Genomic DNA, 21442 nt, shown 5'->3' on the forward strand with positions numbered 1-21442 from the left:
CGTGAAACGACTCCGCGCCGATGATAGTGCGGATTCCCGTGTGAAAGTAGGTCATCGCCAGGCTCTCCCATCCAACACCCCAGCTCCCTTCAAAGAGCTGGGGTGTTTGTCTTTGCGCGAACGGATCGCACTCGGCTTGCTGCATCGATCTGCCAGCCACTTCCCGGCAACAACCTCCTCCCTCGCACAAAAACAAAAGGCCTGAAGTGGCTCATAGAACGCTTTTTGTCGGGCATCCCCAGCAGTTTGGGCGAAGCCTACTTCAAAGTCCCTCCAAGCGGGTGCTTTGAGGTTTGCTATCGCTGCCTTGCAACGCACAAGCAAAACTAGATCGAGTTGAAGGAAAGTTGTGATACTGTATATTTATACAGTATCCGTTGGTTTGCGTTGGCGTTTCCATGTTTGCGTTGTCCCCGTCTCTTGTCATTGCCACAGATGTGGCGGAATGCTCCGTCCCCGCTGGATGCGCGGGGTCTGGGGAGCGTTCGCTCATGCCGAAAGCCTCGACGGTGCCATTACCGGAGGCGCTACATCCGGCTCTGTGGAGCGCTGGCCGCCTGGCGCGAGGCGATGGGCGCGTCCTGGCCACTGGATATGACTCGCTGAATGCCGAGTTGCCCGGTGGTGGTTGGCCCCTCGGCGGGCTGACCGAACTGCTGTGTCCACAATCCGGTATTGGTGAATGCCGGTTGCTGCGCCCGGCGTTGTCTACGCTGTGCGCGAGCGCGGGGCGCATCGCGTTGATTGCTCCGCCGCATCTGCCGAACGCAGTGAGGCTGGCGGGCTGGGATTTCTCTCCTGAACAAATCGTTTGGGTGCGCGCTGACAAGCCGGCTGATCTTCTGTGGGCAACCGAGCAGGTTCTGCGCAGCAAGGCTTTCGGTGGTGTGCTGATCTGGTTGAACCGGGCACGCTCACGAGAGTTGCGCAGGCTGCAGGTGCTGGCCCAATCGGGAGAGAGCGTCATTTGGGTGTTTAGGCCAGCTCAGGCGCAGCGTGAGTCGTCACCAGCGGTGCTGCGGCTGGGGTTGGAGCCGGCGGGCGCCGATGCGCTGTCCATTCTTTTCCATAAGCGGCGCGGGCCGTTGCGTGAATCACCGTTGCTGCTACCGTTGGCCGACCCGCTTCGGGCCGGTCGCGCTTCCGTGCGTCCGTTGCCTGTACCGCCCGTCGAGCCGTTCATCATGGATCCGGCCACGGCGAATTTGCTGGCCGCGCTTTCATCTCCTTCGTCTTCTGTGACGTTCGACGCTTTGTCGGACGTTTCCGATCCAAACACTCTCGATCATGCCGTTCTGGATCGCGGTGCATCTGCCCCGTCTCCCACTCGACGCGCTTCGACCCCGGTGGTCTGACCCAGCCGCGCTGCCTTTGCCGGTGGTGGTGCTGGAGCAGGAGCGCGTGGTGTCGGTCAACCGTTTGGCGATGCGCGAAGGCGTACACGCAAGCCTGCGCCGGGCAGGTGCGCAGGCGTTGGTACCGCACGCTGTACAGCTTGACCGTGACGTGGCGGCCGAGGCGCGGTTGCTGCAATCGCTGGCGCTGGCGCTGCTGGCATTCACTCCGCATGTCACGTTGGACGTGGTGGATGAGGCGACTGTTTTGCTAGAGGTCGAGGCCAGCTTGCGGCTGTTCGGCGGGCATCGCGCGCTGTGTCGGGCGGTGAGGTATTGCGCGGTTCGGTTGGGCGCCATGCCGCAGCTTGGCACCGGGCCGACGGCACGCGGTGCGGCATGGCTTGCCAGTGCGCAACCGGCGCCGATGCGTGGCCGTCGTCGCACAGCAGCACGTCAAGGGCGCGCGCGGAGGGCAGTGCGGCAGGAGCGGTTGTCGGCGTTGCTTGATCAATTGCCGGTCGACGCGGTGGCGCGACTCACGCGGCCCGATTGGCTTGAAGGCCTCGGCTGCCGAACGCTGGGCGATTTGCGAGAGTTGCCGCGTAGCGGCCTGCGGCGGCGCTGCGGGCCGGTGCTGGTGGATACGCTCGACGCAGCTTATGGCAACGGGCACGAGAGCTTTACGTGGTTTACCGCGCCGTTGCGCTTTGATGTGTCGTTGGAATTGCCAGGACGCATCGATAACGCGGAAGGGGTGCTGGCAGCCTCGGAGCAATTGTTGTTGCAGCTGGTCGGCTGGTTGTCGGCGCTTCAATTGGGCGCCAAAACGTATCGACTCTCGCTGGAGCACGAACGCCGGCGTGGTCGAGGCAGTAATGAGGCGGCCTCATCCACACCGGTGGAGATCGCGCTGGCACAGCCGGTTCGCACGCTGGCGCACTTGTCGCGGGTACTGCATGAACGCGTGCATCGGCTCACGCTGATCGCTCCGGTGGTCGAACTGCGTTTGACGGTGACCGACGCCACGCCGCTCGCGCCGCCTACGGAATCTCTGTTTCCAGAGCCCGGTGGTCGCGCTGAAGATGCCGCACGCCTGATCGACACGCTGATCGCCCGGCTGGGTGCTGAGAACGTGCGTCATCCGCAGCCATGTGCCGACCATCGCCCTGAGCGCGCCAACCACTGGGTCGAGGTAAATGCCGCAACCACCGCGCAGAGCCGTGCGACCGCGCGTCAGGCATTGGCGCAGTGGCATGCGCAGCAGCCGGAGCGCCCGCTGTGGCTGCTGGAGAAGCCGATCCCGCTGCTGACACGTCAGCACTATCCGTATTACCGCGGGCTGTTGCGGCTGGTGTCGATGCCCGAGCGCATTGAATCCGGCTGGTGGGACGACGACCTCATCAAGCGTGATTACTTCATCGCCGCCGGAGAAAAAGGCGAGCGTTACTGGGTGTATCGCGAGCGCGTTTCCGCAAGCAAAACCAATGCGGCAGACGAGGACGTTCGCTGGTATCTGCACGGCTTGTTCGGCTAAGCACGTCATGACTTCGGCCACGCCACTCTCCGTTCTGCCCGACTATGCCGAGCTGCATTGCATCAGCAACTTCACGTTCCTGACCGGCGCGTCGCATCCGCACGAGCTGGTGGAGCGCGCCAAGCTGTATGGTTATCAAGCGCTGGCGCTGACCGACGAATGCTCTGTGGCGGGCACGGCGCGAGCGCTTGTGGCTTCCAAGGAACACGAGTTGAAGCTCATCATCGGCAGCCGCTTTACGGTGCGCAATGCCGATGGCGAACCCTGGCTGCGGCTGGTGCTGCTGGCGCAGAACATCGAGGGGTACGGCAACCTGAGCGAGATCATCACGCACGCGCGGCTGGCAGCGCCCAAGGGCGAATACCGCTTGCTGGCTGACGATTTGGCCGCGCCCCAAGGTGAACTCGCTCACCTGCGCGGCGTGCCCGACTGCCTTGCGATTCTGCTGCCCGATTACGATCCCGACCCGCAGCAATTGCTGGCGCAGGCGTGGTGGTGCCAACGCGTGTTCGCTGATCGGCTATCGATTGCGCTGGAGTTGCCGCTACGGCACGCGGATGACCGCCATCGCGGCACGGTCGCGGCGGTGTCGGAGCAGACCGACGTGCCCATGGTGGCGACCGGCGGCGTGCAGATGCACACGCGCCAACGCAAACCGCTGCACGACGTGCTGACCGCGATCCGCCTGTCCAAACCGCTTTCCGAATGCGGTTTGGAACTTGCGCCCAGCGCTGAACAGGCGATGCGCACGCGCATGCAGCTCGCGTTTCTTTATCCAGACAAGCGTGGCGAGAAGATCCTGCGTCGGACAGTGGAGCTGGCGGCGTTGTGCAATTTTTCTCTCGACGAGATCGAATACGAATATCCGAGCGAAGTCGTACCGGAAGGCATGACGCCGACCGAATACCTGCGCGCCGAAACGCTCGCTGGTGCCGCGCGACGCTATCCGAATGGTGTGTCGGAGAAGGTGCATGCGCAGATTCAGGAGGAACTCGGGCTGATTGCCGAACTGGGTTACGAACCGTTCTTCCTGACCGTCTATGACGTGGTGAAGTTTGCGCGCAGCCAAGGAATTCTCTGCCAGGGACGGGGCTCGGCGGCCAACTCGGCGGTGTGCTATTGCCTGGGGATTACCGAGGTGAACCCGGACAGCGGCAACACGCTGTTCGCACGCTTTCTTTCGCGTGCGCGCAATGAGCCGCCCGACATCGACGTCGATTTCGAACATCAGCGCCGCGAAGAGGTCATCCAGTACATCTACAACAAGTACGGCGTGACCCGTACCGCGCTGGCGGCGGCGCTCATCACCTACCGCACGCGTAGCGCACTGCGCGATGTCGGCCGCGCGCTCGGCATCGATCTGGGGATCATCGAGCAGGTGGCCAAGGGGCAGGCGTGGTGGGACAGCCGTAAGGAATTTGCGCAGCGCGCAGGCCAGCAAGGTCTGGATCCGGAATCACCGTTGGTGCTGCGCTGGGCGCAACTGGTGGATCAGTTGCGTGGTTTTCCGCGCCATCTGTCGCAGCACGTGGGCGGGTTCGTGATTGCGCAGGGCAAGCTTTCGCGCCTGGTGCCGATCGAGAACGCAGCGATGGAAAACCGCCGAGTCATCCAGTGGGATAAAGACGATCTTGAATCGCTGCGCCTGCTGAAGGTCGACGTGCTGGCGTTGGGCATGCTGACTGCCATTCGCCGCACGCTCGATATGGTGGATGCGTTGCCCGGACGGCGCGAGCACTACGGCGCGACGGCCAAGCTCGCCATGCAGAACTTGCGTGATGACGACAAGAAAACCTACGACATGATCTGCCGTGCCGAGACTATCGGCGTGTTCCAGATCGAATCGCGTGCGCAGCAATCGATGCTGCCGCGCCTGCGTCCGCGCGAGTATTACGACCTGGTGATCCAAGTAGCGATTGTGCGGCCTGGGCCGATCCAGGGCGGCATGGTGCATCCGTATCTGCAGCGGCGCGAGGCGAAGCGCAATGGCAACACCGATTGCGTGACCTATCCCGGCCCCGAGGTAAAAGCCGTGCTCGAACGCACGCTGGGTGTGCCGATCTTCCAGGAGCAGGTGATGGAGATCGCCATGAAGGCCGGCGATTTCACTCCGGACGAGGCTGACCGCTTGCGCCGCGACATGGCCGCCTGGAAGCGCAAGGGCAATCTCACGCAGCATCAGGAGCGCCTGGTGCATGCGATGGTCGTCAAGAGGCGCTACGACCCCGCTTTTGTCGAAGCGCTGTGCAAGCAGATGGAAGGTTTTGCCGAATACGGCTTCCCCGAAAGCCACGCGGCAGGTTTTGCCAAACTGGCCTACGTCAGCAGCTTCCTGAAATGCCACGAGCCGGCAGCGTTCTTTGCTGCGTTGCTCAACAGTCAGCCGATGGGGTTCTATTCACCGTCGCAACTGGTGCAGGAGGCGCGGCGCAACCATGTGCGCGTGCTGCCAGCAGACGTGACGGCCAGCGTTTGGGACAGCTCGCTGCATCTCCGCGCCGATGGCGAGGCCGGTGAAGATGGCCTGGTGCAGCCCGATATCCGCCTTGGGTTGAATCGCATTCGAGGCATGCGCAAGCCGGCTGCCGAGCGCATCGAAGCAGCTCGCGCCCAGGCGCCATTCACTAGCGTGGAGGATCTCGCCCATCGCGCCGCGCTCGACCGCCATGACCTGAACGTGCTGGCCGCAGCCAATGCCCTCAAGCCGCTGGCTGGCCACCGTCGTCAGGCGCTATGGCAAACGCTCGCCCTGCAGGAGCCCGGCCACGATCACGCGCTGCTGCGCCAGGCTCGTCCGGTGGAGGCGCCGCTCGAGCTACCCGCGCCTCCCATTGGTGAAGAGGTGATGGCGGATTACGGCAGCCTGGGGTTGTCATTGCAAAGCCATCCGGTAGGGCTGCTGCGCGGGCGGCTCGAACGCATGCGTTTTGCCACCGCCGCCACGCTGGCCGGCTATCGCAACGGGCAACTGGCGCGCGCTTGCGGCATTGTCACGGTGCGGCAGCGGCCGGGCACGGCCAACGGCACCATCTTCGTTTCCATTGAAGACGAGACGGGCGCCATCAACGTCATCCTCTGGCCGCACTTGATCGAGCGTCAGCGACGTGAAGTGCTAAACGCCCAGTTGCTGGGCGTTTACGGCAAATGGCAATGTGAGCGAGAGACCCGACACCTTGTCGCTCAGCATCTGGTGGATTTGACCCCACTTCTGGGGCGCCTCGCCACTTTCAGCCGCGACTTCCATTAATTCCTGTTCGACTGCCAACTGACCGCCGCGTCACCTTCGGCACGGCAATTGCGTGACGAGAGGCACGCGCAGTCGCCCCACCGTGATGCAGAGGGCTCAGGCGGTTCTCTCCCGCCGTGCACCCTCCAATTGGCGGATAGGGCAAGCGCGGATCGACGAAACGTAGTGCGGGTGCAAGGATTTGCGCTTGAGGCATCACAAAAACCGCCTGCCAAGCGAAGAAAACGGCATCTGTAAGGGAACTGACCCTCAAGGCGCCTTGTCACCATAAGCAGGGTTGATGAGATGCGCTTTCATCACGCGTCAATATTGGGTGCAGTCGAAATTACGTCTACTCTGTAGAAAACACATCACGGAGGCCGCCCCAAAAACGTGTGCAACGGCGTGCATAGATGAGAACCGCCACCGTTGCCGTGCTGTGTATGACCGCGGACGAAGGTGCAGCCACCCGACCCGCATATTTTCAGCCCATCGATCGGGTCCAGACCCGGCGGTGTTTCCCATCTCAGGTGCAGGAGCGAACAGATGGAACAGCCTTTCAAGCAGTTACACAGTCTGCGCAAGTCGCGCAAGCTCAAACAGGAAGATGTCGCCAAGATGGCCGGTATCTCTCGCGAAGCGTATTTGCGTGCGGAATCCGGTCGTGCCGATCCCCGCCTGTCGACGCTGATGGCCGTGGCCGGCGCGCTGGGACTGGAGGTCGTTCTGGCGCCGCGAGAAGCCGTTGCCGAGATTGAACGCGTGATTGCCAATCATCCGGCTCAGCCAACGCAATCGGGCGGTGGAGCGGAAGCTGGCCACGAGCGTTCGGAGCATGGCTCGATGGGCGGCACGGGCGGCGGTCATGGCCTGGCAGGCCAGTATCGCGGGCCGGAGCGCCATCCGCAGTCCGCCTATCACCCGGGTGCCTCGCACAGCCAAGCTGGCCAGCAAGGTGCCCCGCATGCTGGCGGCGGCGCCGAGGATCGCTCGCGCATGACGTCTTCGGACAGGCCGGGCGCCGGCGGTTCGTCGAGCGGCTCAGATCGCCCGGGCGGCGGTTCGGGTTCGCGCGAGTCGTAAGCGGATCATTCTGGTATAGGCCGGGCACGTAAGGGCCCGGCTTGCGATTGAGCGCAGGAAGCAGTCGCACTACAATCGGCCGGGCAAACCTCGCCTGGTTGGTTTGTGCGCGTTTGCGCTAACGTTTCCTTCTCCTTTCCTATGCTCGGCGATCCGCCACGCACGCACATGGCGCAAGCCGTACCGCAACATCCGCCGTTCTGGCATCACCTCAAACAAGACGTTTTCTTCTGGTCGCTGTTGGCCATCTGCGGCGCCCTGACGCTTGCGGCGCCCAAGCGCATCGTTGAATATCCGGCGCTGATTGACTGGCACACCATTGCCGCATTGGCCGGTTTGCTCATCCTGACCAAGGCGGTAGAGGTCAGCGGCATGCTGCAGTTGCTCGGCCGGCGCCTGGTCGAAGTCGTCAGCAGCGAGCGTGTACTGGCGCTCAGCCTGGTAGCGGCTTCGGCGGCGCTGTCGACCATATTGACCAACGATGTGGCGTTGTTCGTGATCGTGCCGCTCACCGTCGGTTTGCGGCAGGTCGCCAACCTGCCGGTGGCGCGGCTGGTGATATTCGAGGCGCTGGCGGTCAACGCGGGTTCAGCGCTCACGCCGATCGGCAATCCGCAGAACCTCTTCCTGTGGCATCAATCCGGGCTGTCGTTTGGCGCATTTGTCTGGCAGATGACGCCGATGGTCGTGCTCCTGATGGCTTTGCTTCTGCTGGTGACGTGGCTGGCGTTTGCCTCGCACGAGATCCATCTGCATGCTGAAGCCACCGACGTTGAATTGCACAAGCGCCTGCTGGTGCCGGCGCTTGTCTTGTACGTGCCTTTTCTCGTGCTGACCGATCTGGGCCATCCGCTGGTCGCGGCTGCGGGGTTAATCGGGCTGTACCTGATCGGCGCACGCTATGTGCTGGCCCGGGTGGACTGGGGCCTCCTGCTTGTGTTCATGCTGATGTTCATTGACCTGCGGCTGGTGGCGCAGCTTGGCGTCGTGCGGCAGGCGCTGGACGCGTTGGCGTTGAGCAATCCAATGCATCTGTACTGGGCGGGCATTGGCGTGTCGCAGATCATCAGTAACGTGCCGGGGGCGATCCTGCTGGCCGAGTATTCGCATGACTGGCCGATGATTGCCTTTGCGGTCAGCGTAGGCGGATTTGGCACGCTGATTGGCTCGTTGGCCAACTTGATCGCGTTGCGCATGTTGGGTGACCGGCGCGCTTGGTGGGTGTTTCATGCGTATTCGATGCCGTTTCTACTGGCTGCGGCGGGTATCGTGTACGCGTGGCTGATGTGGCTGCGCTAGGCTTGCATGGCATCCCAATCGGGCGCGAAAGCTAGCCTAATGATGGCGCTCGGTACGGAAGCACCGCTGTGGCGTAGCGGTCAGCTGGCCGACTTGTTTTCCGATTGGCCGGACGAGCGCTTTGCGTTGTACGCGCTGTATCCGTCGCGTCGTTCTCTGCCGGCGAAGGTGCATGCGTTCATCGATTACTGCGTCGAGAACCTGCCTGCGGGCTAGCGTACAAAGCACTGCGGCCGCACTAGGCAGCCGCAGTGGATGACGCAAGAAACGTCAGACCTTCTTGGCCGATATCACCGCTTCGGACACATTGCGCGGGGCTTCGGCGTAGTGCTTGAACTCCATCGTGTACGTCGCACGGCCTTGCGTGGCGGAACGCAGCGCGGTCGAGTACCCGAACATCTCGGCCAACGGCACTTCAGCCTTGACGATCTTGCCCCCGCCGCCCGCAATGTCTTCCGTACCCTGCACCATGCCGCGCCGTGAAGACAGGTCACCCATCACGTTGCCCATGTAATCTTCGGGCGTTTCCACTTCCACGGCCATCATCGGTTCGAGCAGGATGGGGCCGGCCTTGCGCATGGCCTCTTTGAAGGCCATCGAGCCAGCCATGCGGAACGCGTTTTCATTTGAATCCACGTCGTGGTACGAGCCGAAGGTCAGGCGCACCTTGACGTCGACCACCGGGTAGCCCGCCAGCACGCCCGTGTTGAGCGTGTCACGAATGCCCTTGTCCACCGCCGGGATGAACTCGCGCGGAATCACACCGCCCTTGATCTCGTCGACGAACTCGTAGCCCTTGCCGTCGTTCGGCTCCAGCGTGATGACCGCGTGGCCGTATTGGCCCCGTCCGCCCGACTGCTTGACGAACTTGCCTTCGACGTCTTCAGCGGCCTTCTTGATGGTTTCGCGGTAGGCCACCTGCGGCTTGCCGACAGTCGCTTCCACGCCAAACTCGCGCTTCATGCGGTCGACCAGGATTTCGAGGTGCAACTCGCCCATGCCCGAAATGATGGTCTGGCCGGATTCCTCATCCGTCTTCACGCGGAACGACGGGTCTTCCTGTGCCAGGCGGTTCAGGGCGATCCCCATCTTTTCTTGGTCGGCCTTGGTCTTGGGCTCGACAGCCTGGCTGATCACGGGCTCAGGGAACTCCATGCGCTCCAGCACGATGACGTGCTCCGGGTCGCACAGCGTTTCGCCGGTCGTTACATCCTTCAGGCCCACCGCAGCGGCGATGTCGCCGGCCAGCACTTCCTTGATCTCTTCGCGCTGGTTGGCATGCATCTGCAGGATGCGGCCAAGGCGTTCCTTCTTCTGCTTGACCGAGTTGTAAACCGTATCGCCCGAATTGATCTTGCCCGAGTACACGCGAAAGAACGCGAGCTGGCCGACGAACGGATCGGTCATGATCTTGAAGGCGAGGGCGGCGAAGGGCTCGCTGTCGCTGGGATGGCGCTCAAGCGGCTCGTCCTTCTCGCCATGGCCTTCAATAGCGGGAATGTCCACCGGCGAAGGCAGGTAGTCGACCACCGCGTCCAGCATGGCCTGCACGCCCTTGTTCTTGAAAGCGGAGCCGCACAGCATCGGCTGGATTTCGCCGGCAATGGTGCGTTTGCGCAAGGCGCGCTTGATCTCTTCCTCGGTCAGCTCTTCGCCGCCGAGGTACTTGTTGAGCAGTTCTTCATCCGCTTCCGCCGCGGCTTCCACCATCTTTTCGCGCCATTCCTGCGCGATGGGCAGCAGCGCCGGGTCAATGTCGGTGTATTCGAACTTCACGCCCTGCGAGGCATCGTCCCACAAGATCTCTTTCATCTTGACGAGGTCGACCACGCCGCGGAAACCGTCTTCCGCGCCAACGGGAATCTGGATCGGCACCGGGTTGCCCTTCAGGCGTTCACGCATCTGGCGCTCGACACGGAAAAAATCCGCACCGATGCGGTCCATCTTGTTGACGAACGCAATGCGCGGCACCTTGTACTTGTTGGCCTGGCGCCAGACGGTTTCGGACTGCGGCTGCACGCCGCCCACGGAGTCGTAGACCATGCAGGCGCCGTCGAGCACGCGCATGGAGCGTTCCACCTCGATGGTGAAATCGACGTGGCCCGGGGTGTCGATGATGTTGATGCGGTGTTCCGGGTAGTTACCGGCCATGCCGCGCCACATGCAGTGCGTGGCCGCCGACGTGATGGTGATGCCGCGCTCCTGCTCCTGCTCCATCCAGTCCATCGTGGCCGCGCCGTCATGCACCTCGCCTATCTTGTGATTGACCCCTGTATAAAACAGGATGCGCTCGGTCGTGGTGGTTTTGCCGGCGTCGATGTGCGCCGAGATGCCGATGTTGCGATAGCGCTCGATGGGGGTCTGGCGGGGCATGATGTTTCTCTTCCGTTGAAGGACACTCGCATCGCCGACTCCGCACCATGCGAAGGGCGAATGTGCGAGTGGGAACACATTATAGGATCGGTCCTAACCCATCGCATGTAGGGGTATTGGATGAGATTTCACCCCCTTGCTCCCTCATATGCGAGTTGGTGCAGGCGTGCAAAGTCGAGCAGTTCGATTTCTCCGTACGCCAGCCTGAGGATGCCGCGCGCCTGGAAATCCTTCAAAACCTGGTTCACGGTTTGGCGCGACAGTGCCAGCAATTGCGCAAGCTGTTCTTGTGGCACGTGCAGCACACGCCGCGTGCCCAGACGCAGGTCGCCATAGCCGTCGGCCATCAGTAGCAGGCGCCGCGCCACGCGTACGGGGGCCGGCAGCAGGGCAGTCTCTTCGAGCACGATAAAGGTCAGACGCAGCTTGTGGGTCAGGAGCAAGGCAAACGCATGCAGCAGCGCGGGTGAGCTCTCCAGCAGGGCGATGAGCGCCGCTTGCGGCATGTGCAGCAACGTCGTATTGCCGTCGGCGCGGGCATCGTGCGTGCGCGGTTGGCGATCGAACACCCCGATCTCACCAAACCAGTTGACCGGTTCCAGCACGGCCAGCAAGGCTTCGCGGCCATCCGCACTCGTCGCACCGATGCGGATCGTGCCCTCCACCACGCAGTACAGGCCGTCGGGTGCGTCGCCACGCTGGAAGAGGATCTCGCCAGCGCCCAGGCGACGCACCCCCGCAATGTCGATCAATGCGTCCTGCAAGGTCGCGTCCAACGTGCCGAACCAGCTGCTGGCGTGCAGGCGTTCGCGGTACCAGGCGGCGTCCAGCGTGCCGGATGTGGCGACGGGGTGGTCCATGAGGGGCGACTGAGGAGCGCTTCGGAAACGTGGAATTTGTCGGCTACGCGACAGAGCAGGGTGCCATCCACTGACTACGATGAAACGATCATAACGAGCGTGCGGCTGGAGCGTCCATGCTGCAAACGCACAAAAATCCGGAGGCCTTCATGCGGACACTGTCTGACCATCTTTCCAACTACGCCGCCTACCACCTGGACGGCCGCAATATTGCCACGCACTTTGTCGGCATCCCGGCGATTGTGCTGGCGGTCGCGGTGTTGCTGTCGCGGCCCGTGCTGGCAGACCTATCAGGTGTTCCCCTGACGCCCGCGCTGATCGTGCTGGCGCTGACGACACTGTTCTACTTGCGCTTGGATGCGGTGTTCGGCGTGGTGATGTTTGCGCTGATCGGCGTCTGCGTATGGACCGGCAACCATGTGGCCGCGCATTCGACGGCAGCGTGGTTGTCAGTGGGCATTGGCCTGTTCGTGATCGGCTGGATCATCCAGTTTGTCGGTCACTACTACGAAGGACGCAAGCCGGCGTTTGTTGATGACCTGGCGGGCCTGGTGATCGGCCCGCTGTTCCTCGTGGCCGAGACGGCGTTTGCTCTGGGTTTGCGCGCGAAGTTGCACGACGAGGTGGTCAGCCGTTCGCACGCCATGCGCGCCTCGATGGGTGGCAAGCACGCCGCCGCCTGAGCTGCTCGCCCCCGGGCTATTACCCTGCAAGCTTTGCGGCCGGCTGAAAGACCGGTGCGCGATTCTGCATGCCCGCCAGCACCGCCTCACGCTGATTGGCCGCACCGATCAGCCGGTCTTGCTCGATCGACTCCGCCAGCAGAATGGCGGCGGTGTCGCCATCTTCCACAACACGCATCAAGCGCTTGCCGGCGCGGATGGCGTCGGGACTCTTCTGCGCAATGTCGCGCGCTGCCGCCAGCGCTGCAGCGTGCGGGTCGTTCACGACGTGCGTCGCCAGCCCCAGGTCGCAGGCTTCTTCGCCATTGACGACGCGGCCGCTGTAGATCAGCTCGCGCAGCCGATCCGGGCGGACCAGTCCGCGCATCAGCGCCATGCCGCCCATGTCGGGCACCAGGCCCCATTTGATTTCCATGATCGAGACGCGCGTGTCGGCGGTCACGTAGCGCACATCCGCGCCCAGCGCGATCTGCAAGCCGCCGCCGTACGCGACACCATGCACCGCAGCCAGGACAGGCACCGGAAGATCACGCCACACCGTGCAGGCGTACTGCGGCAGATTGGCCACGCCATGCGTACGCTTAGCAAGACGGCCGGGGCTGATGTCGGAACCTGCATCGCTGCTGCCCAGGCTCGCCATGCTGGCCATGTCCAGTCCCGCGCAAAAGGCCCGCCCCTCGCCCGAAAGCACCACGGCTCGTAGATCTGCCTCGTTCATCAGGCGCTCGCCAATGGTGACGAGCGCTTCGAACATGGCAGGGTCGATGGCGTTCATCTTCTCGGGACGGTTGAGCCGGACTTCGGCCACGCCAGCGTCGATGTTGAGGAGGATGCGTTCAGTCATGAAAAAGTGTCCTGTGCGAGGTAGGGGTCGAATCAGTCGGGAGCGATGACCAATACATCGCGCTTGTCCTTCACTTGCGCCCAATGCGCATGATCGGGCAGCGGCGGTTGCACCTTGGTCAGGCGGGGCCAGTCGGCGCGACGAGAGAGTTGTGCGTTCAAGGCGATGAAGTCCTGCTGGTCCGCAGGCACCTCAGCCACCGGATAGATCGCGCCCACCGGGCACTCCGGTACGCAGATCGAGCAATCGATGCATTCATCCGGATCGATCACCAGAAAATTCGGGCCGGCGTGGAAGCAGTCCATCGGGCAGACGGCGACGCAGTCGGTGTATTTGCATTGAATGCAGGACTCGGTAACTACATATGGCATAACTACGCGGGGTGTTCAAAACTTGTTCAAAATTCGCTCAGAATTATGCTGCATCAGGCCTCACCCCGTGAGGGACTCACTGCGTGGGTTTGCATACACGGGAGGGAGCAGGCGCTCGACGGGGCCGGTGTTTGTGTCCAGCCCTGAAGACGCCGTCACACCCTCCGGTTCGCGCCCGCGAGCGGTTAATCCAGTGAGATTAATCGGGCGGAGGCCCGAAGCTCGTGCCCGGGTTTATTGCGCCTGACGTCCTCGTCCGAGCGATAGCTTTTCCAACAACAATTCAACGTTGACCGGCTTGGGCAGGTGGTCGTCGAATCCGGCGGCAATCGCGGCGTCCCGATCCTGCAGGGATGCCAGGCCGGTGAGCGCCAACGCGTAGATACGTCGTCGCCCGCCTTCTTGTTGCCGAATGCTTCGCAGCAGCGCGTGGCCATCCGTTCCTGGCATCGCGAGATCGCTCACAAGAATGTCGAACGAACCAGCCCCGATGTACGTCAGTGCCTCTTTGGCCCCGGAGGCTGTCTGTACCTGGGCACCCAGACTGCGAAGCAGGTAGGTCAGGGCTTCCTGAGACTGCGTGTCGTCGTCGACCAGCAGGACCGACAAACCATCCAGCCGTTCGGCTCCGTTCGCCGCGCGCCCAGCGAACGCATGCTCGTCAACCTGGGCCTGAATGAGCGGTAGGCGAACCGTCAGCCTAGTGCCTCGACCTTCGCCCTCGCTGCTTGCTGTCACGGTGCCCCCGTGCGCAGCAACCAGATGCTTGACGATCGACAGACCCAACCCGAGCCCGCCGTATTCACGTGTTCGACTGGTATCGGACTGCATGAAGCGGTCGAACAGCTGCGGCAGCAGTTCGGGTTTCACGCCGATGCCGTTGTCCGTGACGGAAAGTTCGACCAGCGTTCCGAGGCGCGTTAAGGCGACTTCGACCCGGCCACCCTCCGGCGTGAACTTCAAAGCATTGCCGATCAGATTGGACGCCACCTGTTGCAGACGGCGCGCATCGCCACTGACGACGGCTTTGGTTTGCAAGCCGGAGGTGATCAGCGTGATTTCCTTCTTGGCCGCTGCGGGCCGATGGCCTTCCACCACGGTACGGACGGCGGCTGCAAAGTCGATGGGCTTCACATCGAGCGAGAATCGGCCGGAAGAGATCCGGGACACATCCAGCAGGTCGTCGATCAATTCGGCCTGCAACTGACAATGGCGCAGGATCGTCTTGATGGCATGTTGATCCTTGTTCTCGCTGGTCGCCGGATTGCGCTCGCTGGCAGCCATGAGCACTGCCGCCCAAGTTGAGATTACGTTGAGTGGCGCCCGCAGTTCGTGCGAAACGAGGCCGAGAAAGTTGTCCTTGGCAGTGTTAGCGCGTTCGGCTTCGCACCGAGCGGCTTGCGCCGTGCTGACTGCCCGCTTGAGCTCGTCGATGTCCTGGAAGGCGAGCACTGCGCCGTCGATGCGATCATCGGCGGTACGGTAGGCGCGCACGTTGACCAGCCACCAGCGGCCCTCGCTGTCCTGGTACTCCTGCTCCAAGCCGGCCAGGCCTTGGACGGCGGACTGCACTATGTGCTCGACATCAGCGGCCGAGAAGAGGCGGTTCAACTGTGCCAACGGCCGCCCGACGCTGTCTTCGGGCAAGCCAAACAGCGTCTGGGCCTGCGGCGAGAAATGGCGCAGGCACAATTGCCGATCAAGTAGCAGGACGGGCAGCGGGATGCCTTCGACAAGATTGCTCAAGTCGTCATTCGCCCTGTCGAGTTGATCGTTGCGCGATTTCAGTTCGACATTCAGGGAGCCCAGCTCCTGGTTGGCCGACTCCAGCTCTTGCTTTGCCAGCAATAACTCTTCATTGGCGCTCTGGAGTTCTTCGTTGGTACTGAGCATCTCCTCGTTGGCAGTCCTGAGCTCCTCGTTGGCCGACTCGAATTCCGCAACCACTGTCTTGAGCTGCGCCTGTGCAGCTTCGAGTTCATCTGACAACGTGGTGACGGTACGCTCAAGTTCCTGAACGCGCGTATGGGGTGAGCCTGGGCTGGTGCTCTGTACGGCGAGCGCGTCGTCTGGCAGGCGCTCCAGCGTGACCAAGAAGTGCGGTACCAGGTCTTCGGCAACTAGCGGCAGCACGTCCAGCGCGAAGCGCGTGTCTCCAAGCGCCACGCGCTCTCGCCGGACCGGCTGGCTTGTTCGCTTGGCTTCGATCAGCGCGGTGCGCACCGTCACGTTGAGTTCCGGCTGTAACAGGCGCGGCAGCGCCAGCGACGCTTCGCCGCTCGCGGGCGCGACGAAACCCGACACATCGCCGCAAAAGTGCACTACGTTACCGTTCTCATCGACGATGAAGCCGGGTGGCGCATACCGTTCGAGCGCGACCCGATTGGCGGCCTCAATAACCGGGTCGACGGGTTGCACACGGCGCACCGGAGGTGTGCCGCCTTGGCTCGCCCATGGCCGCAGTGCATCGATCGGGAAGGTCGCCTGCTGCCGCTTTGCTACGGGCACCTTACGGTAGAGGTGCGGTGCGCCGGCATGCTCGAAGCCATCGACTCCCGATGCTGCCTCGGCCCGGCCAAGCAGAACGAAACCGTCTGGCCGGCAGGCGTAGTGCAGCATCTCGAGCACATGCTGCTGTGCTTCTTTGCGCAAGTAGATAAGAAGATTGCGGCAACTGATGAGCCCCATGCCGGAGAAGGGCGCGTGGGTCAGCACGTTGTGCCGTGCGAAGACACACATATCCCGGATCGACTTGCGCACGACGTAGCCTCCGGACGTCGCTGCGAAGGTGCGCTCGCGAAACGCCTCCGGCACGTCGTCCACCGCGGCAATGCCATACCTACCTGCGCGCGCAACCTCGATGGACGCCTCGTTGATGTCGGTGCCGAAAATTTGAACGCGGCGGTGTGGCGCTTCCCGGTCCAGCGCATCTTTCAGCAGCGTGGCGATGGTGTAGACCTCCTCGCCTGTCGAGCAGGCAGGCACCCATACGCGGATCGGATCGTGCTTCAGTTCCAGGAGGGCTGGTATCACCGTTTGCCTGAGCACGTTGACGAACTCGACATCGCGGAAGAACGCGGTTACGCCAATGAGAATGTCATCTCGCAGTGCTTCGGCTTCCCGCGCATCCCCGCGCAGCAACTGCAGGTAGCCGCCTACGTCGCGGTCCTTCTGTAGCAGCACACGGCGCAAGAATCGACGACGCAGGTTGACGTCCTTGACGTAGCTGAGGTTGATGCCGGTCTTTTGCTGCACGACGGCGAGCGCAGTGCCGAGGGCGTCGGCGTCGCCTGCCTGGGCGTTGGCGGTCTCGGGTTGGGGCGCTTCACCAAAGCGCCGGACCAAGCACTGGGCTATGTCTTCCGGTGGCAACACCTCGTCGACCAGACCGGTGTCGATTGCCGCGGCCGGCATGCTTTGTTGGCTGGCCGACTGCGGCTGCTGGGCGATGACGAAGCCGCCGGAGGCTTTAAGGTCGACAAGGCCGCTGGCTCCATCTTGACCAATGCCGGAAAGGATGACCGCTGCGCCGTTGACGTCGGGATCCTGGGCGAGCGACGCCAAGCAGGCATCGATCGGCAGGTGAAGGCCAGCCTGCCGGCGCGTGAGCCGGAAATGACCGTCAAGTGCAATCACACCGGCGTTCTCGGGCAGCACATAGAACCGGTCGTGTTCGATTTTGCGCAGATGAACGAGTCTTTCAACCGGCATGCGCGAATCCGCTTGGAGGATGCCGGCCAGTTGGCTCTCTTGGTTCGGGTCGAGATGCGTAATGACGAGTACCGCGAACCCAGGGTTTTCTGGCAGCGCGGCCGCAATCGTACGCAACGCATCCAGGCTACCTGCCGATCCTCCCAGCACCACCACCCGCAACAGCTCCGAAGGCATCGACGCCACGTCTGCACTCCTACCTTGTTGTAAAACGTCGGCGCAGTCTATCCCGGCGATTTACGCGTATCAACCATACGGGACGCTCCTCACGCCTATGCATGGTGCAGGTATCTCGGCGGTGACGTGGCGAGTGTTCGAGAGTGACGCTGAAGCCGTGTTTGCTTGCCAGATCGCTCCCCATGCCGCGCCGACGCCCGTGCCCGCGCAGTTGAGGATCAGCCACCGCCCGTGCGTGGGCGATGGCGCCGCTGGCCGATGTGAGCCGCCAGGAGAGGATGCGGGGAACGTCCCGATCTCTTCGGCGGGGCGGAGCGGGATACAGAGAAACTGAGGTGGTTGCGGGAGCGGGAACGGGCCCTGTAGGTCACTGGTGCGTGCACCCAGCAGTAACGGTGCTGCCCCGGACTGCCGATCGGCGAAACTACGCGGAAACCATTGACTGGCCCGGGATAAATCCATCAATGATGGCTTCCGCCATCTTCGTTGCCGCCCGTCTGGCGATACCAACGCTCTCCCAATGATCAGCCTGCAGCGCGAAAATACGAGAATGCTCGGTACTGGGAGGCATCCCTTCCTGGCAAATCAACACGGAAGCACTGTAAGACCGATCGGGACGCCGCTCATGCCATTCACGAGGCGGGTCAAAGAGGTAGATCAGGGGGTAAACATCGAACCCCTTATAGCGGCAAGTCGGATAGGCATCCACAGCAATCTCCGTTGAAAAGGGGTGGCCTCACTGTACGCTCTTTCCGCTTGCTCCATTGAACTATCCGCGAACGAGCGAATGCGGATTGCGCGGCCATTCATGCGCCCCGTGATCCGGCTGGTTTGAGGTCTCCTTGCCAAGGCTGCACGTGCATATCGAGGGTATGGTCACCTTGTGCGGTTTTCGCGTGGAGGCTGTCTCGGATAACTTGCGCGATGGCCAGGCGACACAAGCTTTCAATGCCGCCCATGGCTGCCGAGACTAGATCCGGCGCGCTTGCCAACACCCTGAAGGACCGCCTTCCTTCCCCCACGAAACTGGTGAATTGGACGCAGTTCGGCTCTCCATCGCGGACAAAGCCCACAGTGATGGAGTACGCCATGCCTTTTGCCGCCCCGGGGAGTGTGCAGAGAAAGCTGGTCTTGTCGGTCGCATGATTCATCTTGCTTCCTGGTTTGTCATGCGAGCAACGCGCCTCGCCAACGCAATATCAATAAAGCAAGGGCTACAGAAACACGTTGCACCCCTTACAGCGACGCCACCGATTCGCCGGGTACCAGGCCATTGATGACGTCCTCGCCGAACTTCAGCGCCCCCCGCCTCGCGGTGCCGACATTCTCCCAAACGGTGGGTGTCATTCGAAAAACGCGCGAGTGCTCGGCTCCTGGTTGATGACCTGCTAGGCAGATCACCACAGATGCGTTGAATGTACGATCGGCACGCTTGCGCGGCCAAGACTGGGCCATCTCGGTCCTGTAAACCAATGGATACAGGTCGAAACCCTTGTACGTGGCTGACGGGCTTGCATTCATAAATGGCTCCAACCGATGGTGGACGTGATCGATACCCGGCTGGATATCGACATTGACTGGCCACAGCAATCTGCTGATTGGCCGGGGCAGTTAGTTATGAGTCCGCCCCCAAATGATCGACGGTGATCACGAGCATCCGATCTCCACGGTCCGCTTGGGCATGCACGCCCAACTGCGCCCGTAGAAAACGGTCAAGCATGCGCTGCAACTGACCGAGGTCTTGCCGGTCTGCGTGCATCAACTGATTCATGGCATCGTGCGCAAACGCGATCGTCAACGTCCTCACGTGCCAGATACGGCTATCGAACTGAGGCACTTGCCAGTTTGCGCCGAGCACACTCGGTTCGAAGAGCCAGGTCCGCACATCCTGCCCGGTAATTTCATCGAGCACCGGCTTGGTAAACGCGACAAGGTCGAGCATCACGGATCTCCATGACTTACATCGCGAGTCGGAGCATCAACGGGCAAGCGTCCGTGTGCGGAGCATGAGAATGGTGGGGCTCACTGTACTCCCATATATGCACGGCTGCGTGTCGGGGCTAGCGCCAGATGAGTGAGCGACGAAAAAAAACCCCGCGTAGCGAGGTTTTTTTATTGCGCGCGATAGCGATCAGTTCGCCGTAATCTTGGTCGCAACCGGGCCTTTTTGGCCTACGCCCGATACAAAGCTGACTTTCTGCCCCTCTTGAAGCGACTTGAACCCATTGCCCTGAACTTCAGAGAAATGAGCAAACAGATCATTGCCGCCTGCGTCAGGGGTGATGAAGCCGAAGCCCTTGGAGTCGTTGAACCACTTTACGATACCGGTTTCCATGTTGGATTCCTTAAATGTTCTGGTCGAGCCCATGCTCACCAGGCATGACAATCAAGGAAGGAACAATGAGAAAAAGGTGTCGCCTAGCGTGACAACCCAGAACATCGGAGTAACTGCTTGAAAAGCCTGCGACGCAAGGTGTACCGGCATCGCCAGGTTCTGTCAATTGAAAAGGAGGTAAACCCGGAAATAAGTCGTGAATGTGGATGGGGCCGCTCTTTGCAACCATTCCATGTTGTCCATACGCCGCCGCGTTCGGTTGTGAAGGTCGAGCAGTGGCATTCCATTGCTATCCGCAACGCGAGCCATTGAGGGGCCCAGAGAGCAGTGATTGCGAGAAGCTGTTACTATGCGCAACCTTTACCCGTTCTTCGAATCGATCGGGCTGGGTGCCTGGCAAGAAGACTCATCAAACGCTGGCCACCCGTCGGGCGTACACCCGAATCATCTTGGGCCGCACGGCTCATCACCTACCTGACCGGCGGTTTATCCGCTCCGTACCCAGCGCGCATGTACTAGGCGTGCCAGCCTACGCAAGTACGGTCACCTCGTTGCCAATCGCTTGCTCCGTGCATTTGTATGCATGACCCAAAGGCGTTGGCCCTACCCATCGTGGCGTAGCTCATCAGCAGGAACTGGTTTGCTCAGGCGCTTCATGCCTGCATCAGCTCTCGCCCGAAATCTAGCAGTGTATTGAACAAAATCGACTCCCCGTACACGGTGTCCGTGTACCCAATTGAACAAGAACCAGGCGTCTGGTTTGCCACCTACCTCATCAATGAGTACAGGGATGGCACGGAACGCATCCTCGCCAACGTCTCGATGCGTCACAACGTACATGGCACGGAAGCGCTTGCAAGGAATGCTGCACGGCTTGCAGGAAGGGCTGCCATCGCACGCTTGGCGCCCCATCACAAGAACTGAACCGCCAAAGCCGCCCCGCGCGGCTTTTCCGCTTGCGGCAAGAGCAGGCGCAACCGAGCTGTCAACCGGAAGGAAATCACCATGTCTGTTAGCGAAGAGTGGGAAGAGCTGCATCTGACGCCCGAGGGCTGGAAAGATGGCAGCTATCGACACGTACCGGGTGATGCCGTCATCGTCGCGCCACCGGCCAATGATGTACTGACGGTGCGCAGGCATGTTGCTGCCGTCTATGGTGGGCCGTCACGCGTGACAGAAGACAGAACACCGCGCACCGATGATATGAATCAGATCGAGCAATTGCTGTTGAAGTACGGTGCTCCTGTCTTTGGCGTCTAGACGAAAGACGAAGCGTACGAATGCTCTTCGCGCTACATCGCGCCCACGTTATTTAAGAGAGGAATTGGCATGACACTCTGCCGCGCTTGCCTTGCGATTGAAGTCCACCGACTTGGTGCGTCCGGTCATGCCTTCTTACGAATCACCGATACCCAGAGAATCAAGGCGTCCAAGACCGCGGCGGTCACGGTGAGCACGTTCACATGCCGCACGTGCGGGGCGAGCTGGACGTATCGCGAGGGGAAAAGCGTGCCCAACCCGGGTTGGTCGCTCGAGCCGTGAGCGCCTTCATAGGTTCGCTAGCCCCCGGCGTCCTGGCCGAGGCTCTGAGAAATGCCTGGCAGCAAGT

The 21442-nt window shown here is 61.9% G+C and carries 19 protein-coding genes and 1 pseudogene; 10 read left to right on the forward strand and 10 right to left on the reverse strand.

Going from position 1 to position 21442, the window contains the following annotated elements; translation table 11 throughout:
• Positions 1–398: 398 nt before the first annotated feature.
• The 6 genes from imuA to ACTJK6_RS09180 all read left to right on the forward strand — a co-directional run bounded on the left by imuA (position 399) and on the right by ACTJK6_RS09180 (position 8695).
• Positions 399–1355 carry a translesion DNA synthesis-associated protein ImuA gene (gene imuA, locus ACTJK6_RS09155; RefSeq protein WP_440838805.1) on the forward strand — a complete coding sequence of 319 codons (957 nt, stop codon included), beginning with the start codon at positions 399–401 and terminating at the stop codon, positions 1353–1355.
• Positions 1288–2871 carry a Y-family DNA polymerase gene (locus ACTJK6_RS09160; RefSeq protein ID WP_440838806.1) on the forward strand — a complete coding sequence of 528 codons (1584 nt, stop codon included), beginning with the start codon at positions 1288–1290 and terminating at the stop codon, positions 2869–2871. The genes imuA and ACTJK6_RS09160 overlap by 68 nt, the downstream gene beginning before the upstream one ends.
• Before the next feature lie 7 nt (positions 2872–2878).
• The gene (locus ACTJK6_RS09165) at positions 2879–6118 is read left to right on the forward strand and encodes an error-prone DNA polymerase (RefSeq protein ID WP_440838807.1); all 3240 of its coding nucleotides are present in this window, start codon (positions 2879–2881) and stop codon (positions 6116–6118) included.
• A 525-nt stretch (positions 6119–6643) separates the two neighbouring features.
• Positions 6644–7180 (forward strand): helix-turn-helix domain-containing protein, encoded by a 537-nt coding sequence (locus ACTJK6_RS09170; RefSeq protein WP_232039334.1) that lies wholly within the window; start codon positions 6644–6646, stop codon positions 7178–7180.
• A 141-nt stretch (positions 7181–7321) separates the two neighbouring features.
• Positions 7322–8479: an SLC13 family permease gene (locus ACTJK6_RS09175; RefSeq protein ID WP_440838808.1), complete on the forward strand. Its 1158-nt coding sequence runs from the start codon at positions 7322–7324 to the stop codon at positions 8477–8479.
• Between the two features lie 6 nt (positions 8480–8485).
• Positions 8486–8695 carry a hypothetical protein gene (locus ACTJK6_RS09180; RefSeq protein ID WP_440077133.1) on the forward strand — a complete coding sequence of 70 codons (210 nt, stop codon included), beginning with the start codon at positions 8486–8488 and terminating at the stop codon, positions 8693–8695.
• Positions 8696–8749: 54 nt separating this feature from the next.
• Here ACTJK6_RS09180 and fusA read toward each other — a convergent pair whose 3' ends face one another.
• Both fusA and ACTJK6_RS09190 read right to left on the reverse strand, forming a co-directional pair.
• Positions 8750–10852, reverse strand: coding sequence for an elongation factor G (gene fusA, locus ACTJK6_RS09185; protein ID WP_440838809.1), 2103 nt, complete (start codon positions 10850–10852; stop codon positions 8750–8752).
• Positions 10853–10980: 128 nt separating this feature from the next.
• A complete protein-coding gene (locus ACTJK6_RS09190) occupies positions 10981–11712 on the reverse strand; it encodes a Crp/Fnr family transcriptional regulator (protein WP_440077135.1) in 732 nt (243 codons plus the stop codon).
• Positions 11713–11861: 149 nt separating this feature from the next.
• Here ACTJK6_RS09190 and ACTJK6_RS09195 point away from each other — a divergent pair, with 149 nt between their 5' ends.
• Entirely contained in the window at positions 11862–12395 is a 534-nt protein-coding gene (locus tag ACTJK6_RS09195; RefSeq protein WP_260804321.1) for an Mpo1 family 2-hydroxy fatty acid dioxygenase, read from the forward strand.
• Positions 12396–12414: 19 nt separating this feature from the next.
• Here ACTJK6_RS09195 and ACTJK6_RS09200 read toward each other — a convergent pair whose 3' ends face one another.
• From ACTJK6_RS09200 to ACTJK6_RS09235, 8 genes and pseudogenes are all read right to left on the reverse strand, one after another.
• Positions 12415–13239, reverse strand: coding sequence for a crotonase/enoyl-CoA hydratase family protein (locus tag ACTJK6_RS09200; protein ID WP_260804320.1), 825 nt, complete (start codon positions 13237–13239; stop codon positions 12415–12417).
• Between the two features lie 32 nt (positions 13240–13271).
• On the reverse strand, positions 13272–13610 hold the full coding sequence (fdxA, locus tag ACTJK6_RS09205; RefSeq protein ID WP_045204019.1) for a ferredoxin FdxA: 339 nt from the start codon (positions 13608–13610) through the stop codon (positions 13272–13274).
• A 234-nt stretch (positions 13611–13844) separates the two neighbouring features.
• Positions 13845–17507 (reverse strand): CheR family methyltransferase, encoded by a 3663-nt coding sequence (locus ACTJK6_RS09210; protein WP_440838810.1) that lies wholly within the window; start codon positions 17505–17507, stop codon positions 13845–13847.
• Between the two features lie 415 nt (positions 17508–17922).
• Complete coding sequence (locus ACTJK6_RS09215) at positions 17923–18207, reverse strand: hypothetical protein (RefSeq protein WP_232039343.1); 285 nt, start codon at positions 18205–18207, stop codon at positions 17923–17925.
• A gap of 60 nt (positions 18208–18267) precedes the next feature.
• A pseudogene (locus ACTJK6_RS09220) lies at positions 18268–18649 on the reverse strand (hypothetical protein).
• An 85-nt stretch (positions 18650–18734) separates the two neighbouring features.
• Positions 18735–19019 (reverse strand): hypothetical protein, encoded by a 285-nt coding sequence (locus ACTJK6_RS09225; protein WP_232039345.1) that lies wholly within the window; start codon positions 19017–19019, stop codon positions 18735–18737.
• Between the two features lie 94 nt (positions 19020–19113).
• Positions 19114–19440, reverse strand: coding sequence for a hypothetical protein (locus tag ACTJK6_RS09230; protein WP_232039346.1), 327 nt, complete (start codon positions 19438–19440; stop codon positions 19114–19116).
• Positions 19441–19629: 189 nt separating this feature from the next.
• Positions 19630–19833, reverse strand: a complete 204-nt coding sequence (locus ACTJK6_RS09235) for a cold-shock protein (RefSeq protein WP_045204014.1) — start codon at positions 19831–19833, stop codon at positions 19630–19632.
• A 693-nt stretch (positions 19834–20526) separates the two neighbouring features.
• On the opposite strand from ACTJK6_RS09235, the gene ACTJK6_RS09240 reads away from it, so the two are divergent.
• The 3 genes from ACTJK6_RS09240 to ACTJK6_RS09250 all read left to right on the forward strand — a co-directional run bounded on the left by ACTJK6_RS09240 (position 20527) and on the right by ACTJK6_RS09250 (position 21375).
• Positions 20527–20757 (forward strand): isochorismatase, encoded by a 231-nt coding sequence (locus ACTJK6_RS09240; protein WP_232039347.1) that lies wholly within the window; start codon positions 20527–20529, stop codon positions 20755–20757.
• Positions 20758–20838: 81 nt separating this feature from the next.
• A complete protein-coding gene (locus ACTJK6_RS09245; RefSeq protein ID WP_232039348.1) occupies positions 20839–21093 on the forward strand; it encodes a translation initiation factor 1 in 255 nt (84 codons plus the stop codon).
• Positions 21094–21162: 69 nt separating this feature from the next.
• Positions 21163–21375, forward strand: coding sequence for a hypothetical protein (locus ACTJK6_RS09250; protein WP_232039349.1), 213 nt, complete (start codon positions 21163–21165; stop codon positions 21373–21375).
• Positions 21376–21442 lie beyond the last annotated feature (67 nt).

The sequence above is a fragment of the Ralstonia sp. 22086 genome, from assembly GCF_052045975.1.
In the GTDB taxonomy this organism is placed as follows: domain Bacteria; phylum Pseudomonadota; class Gammaproteobacteria; order Burkholderiales; family Burkholderiaceae; genus Ralstonia; species Ralstonia wenshanensis.